Here is a 12,133-nt window from a genome sequence, read left to right as displayed (position 1 = left end):
GGCTTGTGGTCTCCACCGTGCACCACACCACTGACAATCACCCTCGCGCAGGTCATCGCCGCAGGTCAGAGCCGATTGTCAGTGGCCGCCCGTACCTTCGGGGACATGACTCAGCAGGGGGTGCGCTGGACGGCGGAACAGGTGCTGGCACTGGCGCCTGACGATGCGTCACGCAAAGCGGGAAGCAGGCTCGGCACGGCCGGGCCGTGGTCGGAGAGCGGGTGCGACGGGACGGGCGCGGTGTGGGGCCTGTGCAAGGGCAGCGGCAGCCGGCCGTACCAAACGGTGCTCGACACAAGTGGCCCGGCGTACAAGTGCAGTTGCCCGAGCCGGAAGTTCCCGTGCAAGCACGCGGTGGGGCTGCTGCTGCTCTGGTCCGGTGACGACCGGGCGGTGCCGGACGGGACGGCGCCCGACTGGGCGGAGCAGTGGCTGGCGAGCAGAAGGGGCCGTGCCGAAAAGTCGGCGTCGACCTCAACGGACGTTCCAGCCGCGCCTGTTGACGCGGAGGCGGCTCGGCGCAGGGCCGAGAAACGCGCCGAGCGGATCACCGCCGGAGCAACCGAGCTAGAGCAACGCCTCACGGACCTGCTGCGCGGCGGCCTCGCGGCGGCCGAGCGCCCCGGCTACGGCCTCTGGGAGGAGACGGCGGCCCGCATGGTGGACGCCCAGGCGCCCGGACTTGCCTCGCGCGTAAGGGAGTTGGGAGCCATACCGGGTTCCGGGCCGGGCTGGCCGACGCGGCTGCTCGAGGAGTGCGCGCTGCTGCACCTCCTCGACCGGGCATGGCTCGGCCGGGACGCCCTGCCCGAACAGCTGGCCGCGACGGTCCGCTCACGCGTCGGGGTGGCGACGCCTCCCCAGGGACCGCCGATCCGCGACCGCTGGCAGGTCCTCGCCCAGTACGACACGGCCGACGCGAAGCTCACCACGCGCCGCATCTGGCTGTACGGACGGGACTCGGGCCGCTCGGCGCTGATCCTGGACTTCGGCGCGGCGGGCCGAGCGCCGGCGCTGGCGCTCCCGGTCGGCCTGACGATTGACGCGGATGTGACGCCCTACCCGGGCGGCGGCCAGTCGCGAGCCGCCCTGGGCGAGCGGTACGGCACCCCGACGGCGGCAGAAGGCCCCCCGCCGGGCGGCACGACCACCGAGGCCGCCGAACGGTACGGCCGGGCGCTCCTGGACGACCCGTGGATCGAATCGTGTGCGGCGACTGTGCACGCGGCGATACCGATCCCCCCGAAGGACGGCGACGACACCTGGCAACTGGCCGACAAGGAGGGCGAGTTGGCGCTGCCGATCGCCACCAACGCCACCCCGCGCTCCGCCCTGTGGAAGCTCGCCGCGGTGTCCGGCGGCGCCCCGGTAACGGTCTTCGGCGAATGCGGCCACCGGGGTTTCACCCCCCTGACGGTCTGGCCGGCCGGGGGAAGGGAGGGGGTGGGCTTGACGTGAGGGGCGCGCCGGGCCCTCCGGAGGGCGGAGGCAGACAGAGGGTCGCCGCCCTACGCAGACCGGCCGGCGTAGGGGTGCGGGGCGGGCAGCGTAGGGGCACAGAGCGGCCGGCGTAGGGGTGCGGGGCGGTCGTGAATGAGGCGGCACCGAATACAGCGACACACCGAACACAGCAGTCCGGCATGAAGGGGGTTCGATGACCAGGGCGACCATCGAGGGCGTGGGCGGCGTGAGCCGTGTCGACGGCGAACAGGGGGTTGGCGGGGGCGGTACGGGCGCCCGTACGGAGGGCGCGGGGGACGGAGACTCCCCTTCTCTCGGGGGCGACGCGGGTGCTCGGGCGAAGGCCACGGGCGGTGCGGGGTCCCGCTTGGGCGCCGGCGCCAAGGGCGAGGGAGGCGGCAGCGGATGTCGATCCTGGGAGGAGCTGGTGACCGGCGCCCTGCTTGGTACCGACCGGCGGCCCGGGACCGGGTCGCCCGGGGAGGTGCTCGATGCCGCCGCGACGCAGACACTGCGTCGCAGGGCAGGGCTGGTGCCGGCCGTGGCGGCAGGGCGTCCGCCCGCCGCTCCCCCGGACGAACGCCCGGAGCCACCGGACGCGGCGCGGCGGCGTCTGGCGTTGCTGCTCGCCGACCGGTCGGCGCCGGCCCATGCCGGGGGCCGCCGAGGGAGCGCGCCCGACCTGGGCGAGTTGCTCCCGCAGTGGCTGGCCATCGCCAATGAACGGGGCCTGCGCGCACCGGCGGCGCTGTTGCCCACGCTGCTCGACGCGGCGCGGGCCCGCACCGACCTGCGCCCCTTGGCCCTGGCCTTCGCGGGCCCGCGCGGGCTGTGGCTCGCCGGACTCAACCCGGAGTGGCGCTTCGCGCTCCGCGGGGGCGCGGGGAACGCGCTGCTGCCCGACCCGGGGGACGCCGAATCCGTACAACTCCTCTGGGACGAGGGCCTTTTCGCGGAACGGGTGGCGCTGCTGGCGACGGTACGGGCGCACGACGCGGACGCGGGCCGTACGCTGCTGGCTTCGAGCTGGGCGTCCGAACGTGCCGAGGACCGTCTCCTGTTCCTGGACTCGCTGCGCGATGGGCTGTCGTCCGCCGACGAGCCGTTCCTGGAGCAGGCCCTGGCCGACCGGAGCCGCAATGTGCGGGCGACGGCGGCGGAGCTGCTCTCCGCGCTGCCCGACTCGGCACTGGCGGGACGGATGGCCGACCGCGCCGCGTCCTGCGTGTCCCTGGACCGGACGGGCGACGAGGCGGTGATCTCGGTGGAAGCGCCGCACGAATGTGACGCGGCGATGCAGCGGGACGGGGTGGCGCCGCGGCCGCCGGCGGGCCGGGGTGAACGGTCGTGGTGGCTGGGCCAGTTGGTGGAGTCGACGCCGCTCGGTATCTGGCCGCGACGGCTCGGCGGACGGACGGTCACCGACATCGTGGCGCTGCCGGTGGCCGACGACTGGGGCGACGAGCTGCACGCGGCGTGGTGTCGGGCGGCGGTGAGGCAACGGGACGCGGAATGGTCGCGGGCGCTGCTCGGCGCGCCGTCGGCGCCACCCGGCGAGGGGGCGGGCACGGCGTCGCTGGCCGAGCGGGCCAAGCTCCTGTCCGTCCTCGCGGAGCCCGAACGGGCCGACTGGGTGGCCCGGTTCATATCCGCGCACGGCCTGTCGGAGGCGTTCCAGCTGCTCGGGGTGTGCGTGGTGCCGTGGGCGGAGGCGCTGGGGCGGGCCGTGGTGGACGCACTGGAGATCGCGCGGGACGCGGGGAGCTACCCGTGGAGCTTCAGCGGGGTCATGGGCCTGGCCGAGCGCTGCCTCGATCCTGCGGAGTCGGGCCGCCTGGAGGCGTTGACGGCTACGCCGCCGGAGGAGGAGGGGGCGTCGCCGGGGGCGGGGGGGTACTGGGCGGAGGCGTTCCAGAGGCTGGTGGCCACGTTGGGGCTGCGCGCAGCCATGCGCTCAGAACTAACCCCCTAGCCGCCCGGCGGGCCGGCGGTCCCGGCACCCCCCACCCCGCTTCAGCCGGCACCCCGTGCCCCCGCCCTCGCGCAGTTCCCCGCGCCCCTCAACCCGCTCGATCCTGCGGACCGCGGCCGCTTCTCGCGCAGTTCCCCGCGCCCCTGAAAAACCCGCCTTCGCCTGCGGGCCGCAGAGGGCCGGTCGCGCAGTTCCCCGCGCCCCTAGACCCTCTTCGGTCCGCGGACCGTGGTCGCTCCTCGCGCAGTTCCCCGCGCCCCTTAGCGGTACTGGTGCTGGCCAGCATCGGGCATTTCAGCCCGTCCGGCGTTTGAGGACGAGCGCCCTTAAGGCGCGATACGGGGTCTGGGGCGGAGCCCCAGGGGGGCCGGAACCAGCCAACCCCGGGCCTACGGGCGGGTGGGTGGGCAAAGGTGCCTGGGGCCTGGGGCGGAGCCCCAGGGGGGGGCCGGAACCAGCCAACCCCCCGCACGGGCGGGCGGGTGGGAAAACGCCCCCAAGACGAGGCCCCCCGTCACGCCCCCGCCGGCTGCCGCACATTCGCGTTGACCCACGTAACAATCGACGCCGTAGTCGCCCCGGGCGTAAAGATCTCCGCCACCCCGAGCTCCTTCAGCGGCGGAATGTCCGCCTCGGGGATGATCCCCCCGCCGAAGACCTTGATGTCCTCCGCGTCCCGCTCCTTCAACAGCTCCAGCACCTTCGCGAACAGCGTGTTGTGCGCACCGGAGAGGATCGAGAGGCCGATGGCGTCGGCGTCCTCCTGGATCGCGGTGTCGACGATCTGCTCGGGCGTCTGGTGCAGCCCGGTGTAGATGACCTCCATGCCGGCGTCACGCAGCGCCCGCGCGATGACCTTGGCGCCGCGGTCGTGACCGTCGAGCCCCGGCTTGGCCACCACCACGCGGATCGGACCAGTTACACCCATCACTGCCTCCACATGTCCCACCTGCGCACCCCCGCGCCAAAGAGCCGGGAAGTGAACGAACGTTATCGACAGCATCCCGCAACCCGCCGTTTCACGGTGGAGAGGGAGGGGGAAATCACACGTGGGACACGTTCGTTTCGCACCGTACCCGCATCAGTCGGCCCGCCGGCCCCGGCCGGAGAGCGTTGCGCCGTGTGGGCACGGACGCGAGGGGAGCCGCCACGAAGGTGCCGTACCCCCGTGCTGTGAGCCGTTCAGCACGGTGGTCCGGCCCCTCGTCTTTCGGCGCCGGCTCGGCTCGGGCCGGCTCCCGGAGCGCATCGACCCCAGGTCGGAGCGGGTCGCGGCGGAACCCCATGAGGGCGCCACGGGGGACGGAGCGGCCTCCCGTGTGCCATTCGGGAGGTCGCCGCCGTGCAGCTCTTCACGCTTATGCCGCCGTGCCTGCGCCGGGCGTGGTGGACGGCGGCCCTGATCCGGGCCACCGCGATCGACCTGGCCGTGCTGGCCGGGCACCTGCTGCTCTACCCCTCCGGCCTGACCCCCGAGCGGCGCCCCGCGCCCGACGGCACCGCGCCGCAGCTCCCCACCGCCGGCCGGGCGCACCCGCCGGTGGTGCTGCTGCACGGGTTCATCGACAACCGGTCCGTCTTCGTGCTGCTGCGCCGTTCGCTGGCCCGGCACGGCTGGCGCCACCTCGAATCGCTCAACTACTCGCCGCTGACCGTCGACGTCCGGGTCGCCGCCGAACTGCTCGGCCGCCATGTCGAGGAGATCTGCGCCCGGACCGGGCACGGCGAGGTGGACATCGTGGGGCACAGCCTGGGGGGCCTCATAGCCCGCTACTACGTGCAGCGTCTGGGCGGCGATCTCCGGGTCCGCACCCTGGTCACGCTGGCCACCCCCCATACGGGGACGCGCTCGGCGCAGCTCGCGCACGCTCATCCGATCGTGCGCCAGATGTGTCCCGGCTCTGATCTCGTCGAGGAGTTGCGCGGCCCCGCGCCGGGTGTCCGCACCCGGTTCGTGAGCTTCTGGAGCGATCTGGACACGTTGATGATTCCCGTGGAGACCGCCCGGATCGACCACCCCGATCTGATCGTCCAGAACGTCCGGGTCACCGGAATCGGCCATCTCGCCATGCCGGTCCACCCGGCGGTCGCGGCCGGGGTGCGCCAGGCGCTGACCGCAGGGGAGGCGGAGGTAGCCGACCAGGACGCGTTCTCGGTGGCCTGAGCGGAAACACGCCCGGGCGCCCGAACGGGGTGACATCACGACAAACCGGTGCCGACTCCCGGCCTGATGCAGCTGCCCGGAGTCGGCCGCGACCACGTATCCGCACGCGGCGGACGTCGAACGGGCCCCGAACGCAAGGCCAAAGCTCGGTCCGCGTCCCGCCGAAAGACGGCCGATTGCCCGTTTCCCGGAACCGGAAACTCCGCCGAAGATTGTCGGCCCCGCGTACCGCCGGGTACAGTCACGCCACTGCTGCCCCCGGGACCCCCACCCCCATGGGGACCCCGGCCGCAGGTTCTGTTGCCGAGGCGAGAGAGAAGTTGGTGACTGACCAGCACGCCCACGCCGGGTACGTCGGACACGACGGTTACCTCAACGGCAGCAGTGGCCATGACGGCGCCGGAACCCATACCCGGAGCACCGGCAGTTTCGCCGTGGATCCGCTCTTCGGCGCCATGCAGGACGCGCACGACGACCGGAACGCCCACCAGGCGGGCGGTACCGGCCAGTTCGACACCGGCACGTTCGCCGCCCCGTACGAGACCACCGGCCAGTGGACGGTTCCGGCCCAGGCGACGGCGTACGAACCGGACGGCGCGACCGGCACGTTGGACGGCAGGGCCTTCCGTACGGACGCCTTCGACACCGGCCGGCGCGACGACAACCCGCACGGGACAGGGCAGTTCGACACCGGCACGTTCAGCACCGGTCAGTTCGCGACGCACGCCTTCCCCACCCAGGGTTCCGACACCGGCACGTTCGCCCCGCACGCCTTCAGCGGTCACGGCGCCGACACCGGCACCTTCCCCACCGCCCCCTTCGCGACGCCGAGCCCCCTCGACACGGGCAGCTTCGACACGGGCAGCTTCGAGACGGGCGGTTTCGACACCACGGGCCAATGGGACGCCTCCGCGTGGAATCAGGCGCAGGACACCGGTCAGTACGACAACACCGCGTTCGCCTCCGCGTATGACTCCACGGGCCAGTGGTCCGTGCTCGGTTCGCAGTCCGAGACCGGCACCTACGACGCGACCGCGTGGAACACGACGACGCCCGACGCGACGGCCGCGACCAAGGCGACGCCGACCGCGACCGCGGCCCTCCCCCGGCTCGACCTCCACCCGCTGGAGTCGGAGCCTCAACTGCCTTACGAGACAGCCGAGTTCGCCCAGGTCGACCTCTTGGAGGAGCCGGGCTCGGCGTCCGGCCCCGAGACCGGCGGGATCCCCCGGGATCTGCCCGGCGCGGCCGTCCCCGGTTCGCGCGCCGAGGCGCGGCGCGGGGCGAGTCGTCGGCGGCGTACGCCCGCCAAGCGTTCGGCGCTGCTGACCGTCGCGGTGCCGTCGGTGTGTGTCATGGGCGTCGCGGGTGTCGCGGTCGCGTCGGTGAGCGGGCTGACCGGGGGCAAGGACGAGGGCAGCACGGTGACGGCCGCGTCCGACCCCGCCTCGGTCAAGCCGGTCGCCGCCAACAAGAACCTGGACACCCAGCTCGCCAATCTCAGCGCCGACGCGAGCAGCTTCGCCGACCGGGCCAGCCGGACGCAGGAACGTATCGACCTCAAGGCCCGTCAGGACGCGGACAAGAAGAGGAAGGCGGACGCCGCGGCCGCCAAGGAAGCCGCGCGCCCCAAGTTCCTCCTGCCGGTGACGCAGAAGGGGCTCAGCGCGTACTACGGGCAGGCCGGCGTCAACTGGATGTCGGTGCACACCGGCATCGACTTCCCGGTCTCGTACGGCACCCCCGTGATGTCGGCGATCGACGGCACGGTCCGCACGCAGTGGAACAGCGCCTACGGGAACATGGCCATAGTGACCGGCGCCGATGGCACCGAGACCTGGTACTGCCATCTGTCCAGCACCAAGATCCGCTCGGGTCCGGTGAAGGCCGGCGACGTCATCGCGTACTCGGGGAACTCCGGCAACTCCACCGGGCCCCACCTCCACTTCGAGGTGCGCCCCGGCGGCGGCTCGTCGATCGACCCCCTGCCGTGGCTGCGCAGCCACGGCCTGGACCCGACGTAACCCGAAGGCCGTGGCCGCGCGGCCACGGCCCGGGGTCCCTCCGGCCCGGGGGCCCGCTCAGAGCTTTTCCACCGGCGCGTACCGCAGCAGAAGCTTCTTCGGGCGCTCGTCGCCGAAGTCGATCGTGGCCTGGGCCTCCGAGCCCGCTCCGGTCACCGACATCACGGTGCCCAGGCCGAACTGGTCGTGGGTGACGCGGTCGCCGACCACGAGCGAGACGACCGGCTTGTCGTTGCCGCGCCGCGTCGCGAAGCCCGAGGGGCCCGCCTTGGACCGCGACGACGACAGCGAGTTGCCGATCCCGCCGCCGAGCGACGTGCCGGAGACCGGGCCCGCCGGGGCGGCCATCGGTCCCTTCCGCTTCCACTCCAGGTGCTTGACCGGGATCTCCTCCAGGAAGCGCGAGGCCGGGTTGTACGAGGGCTGGCCCCAGGCGCTGCGCATCGAGGAACGCGTCAGATAGAGCCGCTCGCGGGCGCGGGTGATGCCGACGTAGGCGAGCCGGCGCTCCTCCTCCAGCTCCTTGGGCTGGCCGAGCGCCCGCATGTGCGGGAAGACGCCGTCCTCCATGCCCGTGAGGAACACCACGGGGAATTCGAGGCCCTTGGCGGTGTGGAGCGTCATCAGCGTGATGACTCCCGAGCCGTCCTCCTCCTCGTCGGGGATCTGGTCGGAGTCGGCGACCAGGGCGACCTTCTCCAGGAACTCGGCGAGCGTGCCCGCGCCCGCCCCCTCCGCGCCGTCGGCCTCGCTGCGCTCCTGCTCGAACTCCAGGGCCACGGCGGCCAGTTCCTGGAGGTTCTCGATACGGGTCTCGTCCTGCGGGTCGGTGGAGGCCTGCAACTCGGCCAGATAGCCGGTCCGTTCGAGGACGGCTTCGAGGACGACGGCGGGCCCGGCGCCGGAGTCGACGATCGTACGGAGCTCCTCCATCAGCGCGTTGAAGCGCTTGACGGCGTTGGCCGAGCGGGCCGCCATGCCGTACGCCTCGTCGACGCGGCGCAGCGCCTGCGGGAAGGTGATCTTCTCGCGCAGGGACAGGGCGTCGATCATCGCCTCGGCGCGCTCGCCGATGCCGCGCTTGGGGACGTTGAGGATGCGGCGCAGCGGGACGGTGTCCTCGCCGTTCGACAGCACGCGCAGATAGGCCAGGACGTCCCTGACCTCCTTGCGCTCGTAGAAGCGGACGCCGCCGACGACCTTGTAGGGCAGGCCGACCCGGATGAAGATCTCTTCGAAGACCCGGGACTGGGCGTTGGTGCGGTAGAAGACGGCGACGTCTCCCGCCTTGGCCTCGCCCTTGTCCGTCAGCCGGTCGATCTCGTCGGCGACGAACTGCGCCTCGTCGTGCTCGGTGTCGGCGACATAGCCGGTGATCTGCGAGCCCGGCCCGGCGTCCGTCCACAGGTTCTTGGGGCGGCGGCTCTCATTGCGCTCGATCACCGCGTTCGCTGCGGACAGGATCGTCTGGCTTGAGCGGTAGTTCTGCTCCAGGAGGATCGTCGTCGCGCTCGGGTAGTCCTCCTCGAACTGGAGGATGTTGCGGATCGTCGCGCCGCGGAAGGCGTAGATCGACTGGTCGGCGTCGCCCACCACGCACAGCTCCGCGGGGGCCTGCGCCTGGCCGGAGGGGCCCACCAGCTCCCGCACCAGCGTGTACTGGGCGTGGTTGGTGTCCTGGTACTCGTCCACCAGGACGTGCCGGAAGCGCAGCCGGTAGTGCTCGGCCACGTCCGGGAAGGCCTGGAGCAGGTGGACCGTGGTCATGATGATGTCGTCGAAGTCCAGCGCGTTGGCCTCGCGCAGCCGCGCCTGGTACATCGTGTACGCCTGGGCGAGCGCCTTCTCGAAGCCGTCGGCGGCCTGGCCGGCGAAGGTCTCCTCGTCGATCAGCTCGTTCTTCAGGTTGGAGACCTTGGCGCTGAAGGCCTTCGGCGGGAACTTCTTCGGGTCCAGTTCGAGGTCGCGGCAGACCAGGGCCATCAGGCGCTTGGAGTCGGCCGCGTCGTAGATCGAGAACGACGAGGTGAACCCGAGCTTCTTCGATTCGCGGCGCAGGATCCGTACGCAGGCGCTGTGGAAGGTCATGACCCACATCGCGTTGGCGCGCGGGCCCACCAGGTGCTCCACGCGCTCCTTCATCTCGCCCGCGGCCTTGTTGGTGAAGGTGATCGCGAGGATCTGGCCGGGGTGGACGCCCCGGGTCGCGAGCAGATGGGCGATGCGGTGGGTGAGCACCCGGGTCTTGCCGGAGCCGGCGCCGGCCACGATGAGCAGCGGCGAACCCGCGTGCACGACGGCGGCGCGCTGCTGTTCGTTCAGCCCCTCCAGGAGGGCGGCCGCGTCGATCGCCGGGCGCGGGGCGCCGCCGCGGTAGTACGCGTCGCGGTCCGCGGGCGCGTCGAATCGGCCGCCGAACAGGTCGTCCGGCACCGCTTCGGGTGCGTGCGACTCCTCGGGCGGGGGCGGGTGCTCCTCCTCGGTGGGCTGGAGGTCCGCAAGGAAGCTGTCGTCAAAGAGGCTGCTCATCGTCTCCCGAGTCTAGGCCGCCCCTCTGACACTCCGCCCCCGCCTTCGGAGAGATCGGCCGCGACTACCCACCGTGAAGGTCACGGGAATGTATCGGGCCTGTCGGACATCAACCTTCCCAGGGGGTACGGGAGTTGGCTAGCGTGCCGCAGCAGCCGGGGAACGCCCCCGTCCGGAACGATCCGGAAGGAGGTGTCGGCCTTGCCCTCACACCGCAAGCCGCGCACCCGAATATCCTCTTCCGCCCCTGCCGTGGGCGTGACGACGGCGGCGCTCGCGTCGGTGGGTCTGCTCGCGCAGGGCGCGGACGCCGCGCCCATCGTGCCGGGACAGCGGCCGAGCGTCGAAGAGGTGCAGAGGAAGGTCGACGACCTCTACCGGCAGGCGGATCTGGCGACGCAGAAGTACGACGCGGCCAAGGAGGCCACGACTACGCAGCGTGCCACGGTGGACGCGCTGCTCGACCAGGTGGCGGCCGGCACCGCGAAGCTGAACGAGACCCGGCGCATCATCGGCGGCTATGCCGCGGCCCAGTACCGTGACGGCGGGGTCTCCCCCACGATGACGCTGCTGTTCGCCCACGACCCCCAGGCCTTCCTCGACCAGCGCCGGCTCATGGGCCGCCTCTCCGACGAGCAGCACAAGACCCTCAGCACGTTCGAGACGGAGCGTGCGGCCGGCGCGAAGAAGCGGGCCGAGGCGAGCCGCAGCCTGGCCGCCCTGACCACCTCGCAGCAGGCGCTGCGCGCCGGCAAGCAGGAGGTGCAGGCCAAGCTGACGGCGGCGCGCGGCCTGCTGTCGACGCTGACCGCGCAGGAGAAGGCGCGGCTCGCGGCGCTGGAGAGGAAGAAGCAGGACGACGCGAAGCGCAGGGCGGCCGAACTGGCCGCGCGCCAGGCGGCCACCGCCCGCCAGAAGCCCGCCCCGCCGGCCGGCCACGCGCCGTCGGCCCCGTCCGCGCCGGCCGGCCCGTCCGCCCCCTCCACGCCGTCGGCCCCGTCTGCGACCAAGGCGGCCAAGGCCCTGGCCTTCGCCCGGGCCCAGGTCGGCAAGCCGTATGTGTGGGGCGCGACCGGCCCCGCCTCGTACGACTGCTCGGGCCTGACGCAGGCCGCGTGGAAGGCCGCCGGGGTCGATCTGCCGCGCACCACCTGGGACCAGGTGAAGGTGGGCTCCCGGGTCGCGACCGCCGATCTGCACCCCGGTGACCTGGTCTTCTTCTACGACGACATCAGCCACGTCGGCATGTACATCGGCAACGGCATGATGATCCACGCGCCGCACTCCGGGGCGTATGTGCGCGAGGAGTCGATCTACTACATGCCGATCTACGGATCGGTCAGACCCGGCTAGAACCGCGGGCCCCGCGACTCAGTGCCACAGCAGCGCGATGAAGATGTTCACGACGGTGAGACCGCCGACCGCGCCGAACACGCCCTTGTTGATCTTCGCGTCGTCGCGCTTCACATAGACCAGGCCGAGGATCACGATCAGGACCGCGAGCTTCACGCCGATCTTGAGGGTGTTCACGCTCATGTCGTCGGCCTGGTTGAGGCCGACCAGGGCGACGCCGGTGACCAGCATGGTCAGGGCGCCGTGCAGCATCGCGGGGACGAAGCGGGCGGTGCCCGCGCTCATCGCCTTCATCTGCGTCAGGAATCCGCCGAGCAGCGAAGCGATGCCGATGATGTGCAGGCCGACGAAGACATTGATGAGTACGTCCATGGGCGGGAGCCTAATTCCCGCTTAGCAGGGGCCGTGCGGCGGGTGGGGCCCAACCGGCACTTCGGTCACAGCAGGCGCGGACCGTGGGGGCCATCGTCCGGCGATCGGTCGAAGTCGGTCGCCGGGGCGCCGGAAAGAGGCACTTTTCGTCATTACGTCGCCCAGCCGTGTCGCCCAGGTTTAGCGTCCTCCCCCAGGTGGCCGACTCCCCACCGCCGCCGCTTCACCGGGCGGCTGTCGGCCGCCCCGCCGAAAGGT

The 12,133-nt window shown here is 72.1% G+C and carries 8 protein-coding genes; 5 read left to right on the top strand and 3 right to left on the bottom strand.

All coding sequences use genetic code 11. The features are described from left to right. The first annotated feature begins 105 nt into the window (after positions 1-105). Both N4G70_RS10885 and N4G70_RS10880 read left to right on the top strand, forming a co-directional pair. Positions 106-1,458 carry an SWIM zinc finger family protein gene (locus N4G70_RS10885; protein ID WP_261712346.1) on the top strand — a complete coding sequence of 451 codons (1,353 nt, stop codon included), beginning with the start codon at positions 106-108 and terminating at the stop codon, positions 1,456-1,458. Between the two features lie 196 nt (positions 1,459-1,654). Next, positions 1,655-3,433, top strand: coding sequence for a DUF5691 domain-containing protein (locus tag N4G70_RS10880; protein ID WP_261712345.1), 1,779 nt, complete (start codon positions 1,655-1,657; stop codon positions 3,431-3,433). A 514-nt stretch (positions 3,434-3,947) separates the two neighbouring features. Here the strand turns inward: N4G70_RS10880 and N4G70_RS10875 are convergent. Continuing rightward, positions 3,948-4,361 (bottom strand): cobalamin B12-binding domain-containing protein, encoded by a 414-nt coding sequence (locus N4G70_RS10875; protein WP_189762011.1) that lies wholly within the window; start codon positions 4,359-4,361, stop codon positions 3,948-3,950. A 432-nt stretch (positions 4,362-4,793) separates the two neighbouring features. On the opposite strand from N4G70_RS10875, the gene N4G70_RS10870 reads away from it, so the two are divergent. Together N4G70_RS10870 and N4G70_RS10865 are read left to right on the top strand one after the other, a co-directional pair. Continuing rightward, a complete protein-coding gene (locus N4G70_RS10870; RefSeq protein ID WP_261712582.1) occupies positions 4,794-5,597 on the top strand; it encodes a triacylglycerol lipase in 804 nt (267 codons plus the stop codon). A gap of 323 nt (positions 5,598-5,920) precedes the next feature. Further along, positions 5,921-7,621: a M23 family metallopeptidase gene (locus N4G70_RS10865; RefSeq protein WP_261712344.1), complete on the top strand. Its 1,701-nt coding sequence runs from the start codon at positions 5,921-5,923 to the stop codon at positions 7,619-7,621. 57 nt (positions 7,622-7,678) lie between these two features. On the opposite strand, the gene pcrA is transcribed toward N4G70_RS10865, so the two are convergent. After that, positions 7,679-10,150 carry a DNA helicase PcrA gene (gene pcrA / locus N4G70_RS10860; RefSeq protein WP_261712343.1) on the bottom strand — a complete coding sequence of 824 codons (2,472 nt, stop codon included), beginning with the start codon at positions 10,148-10,150 and terminating at the stop codon, positions 7,679-7,681. 201 nt (positions 10,151-10,351) lie between these two features. Here pcrA and N4G70_RS10855 point away from each other — a divergent pair, with 201 nt between their 5' ends. Further along, positions 10,352-11,503, top strand: a complete 1,152-nt coding sequence (locus N4G70_RS10855; RefSeq protein WP_261712342.1) for a C40 family peptidase — start codon at positions 10,352-10,354, stop codon at positions 11,501-11,503. An 18-nt stretch (positions 11,504-11,521) separates the two neighbouring features. Here the strand turns inward: N4G70_RS10855 and N4G70_RS10850 are convergent, their stop codons facing one another. Next, complete coding sequence (locus N4G70_RS10850) at positions 11,522-11,875, bottom strand: hypothetical protein (RefSeq protein WP_261712341.1); 354 nt, start codon at positions 11,873-11,875, stop codon at positions 11,522-11,524. Between the last annotated feature and the right edge of the window lie 258 nt (positions 11,876-12,133).

The organism is Streptomyces sp. ASQP_92, from assembly GCF_025399895.1.
Taxonomy (GTDB): Bacteria; Actinomycetota; Actinomycetes; order Streptomycetales; family Streptomycetaceae; genus Streptomyces.
Note: the sequence above shows the minus strand (reverse complement) of the source record. Positions and strands in the feature narration are given on the sequence as shown.

Excerpts from the sequence above, each read along its gene's own strand:
- N4G70_RS10870 (WP_261712582.1), top strand. The coding sequence starts at position 4,794 with ATGCCGCCGTGCCTGCGCCGGGCGTGGTGGACGGCGGCCCTGATCCGG.
- pcrA (WP_261712343.1), bottom strand. The coding sequence starts at position 10,150 with ATGAGCAGCCTCTTTGACGACAGCTTCCTTGCGGACCTCCAGCCCACC.
- N4G70_RS10885 (WP_261712346.1), top strand. The coding sequence starts at position 106 with ATGACTCAGCAGGGGGTGCGCTGGACGGCGGAACAGGTGCTGGCACTG.
- N4G70_RS10880 (WP_261712345.1), top strand. The coding sequence starts at position 1,655 with ATGACCAGGGCGACCATCGAGGGCGTGGGCGGCGTGAGCCGTGTCGAC.
- N4G70_RS10875 (WP_189762011.1), bottom strand. The coding sequence starts at position 4,361 with ATGGGTGTAACTGGTCCGATCCGCGTGGTGGTGGCCAAGCCGGGGCTC.
- N4G70_RS10850 (WP_261712341.1), bottom strand. The coding sequence starts at position 11,875 with ATGGACGTACTCATCAATGTCTTCGTCGGCCTGCACATCATCGGCATC.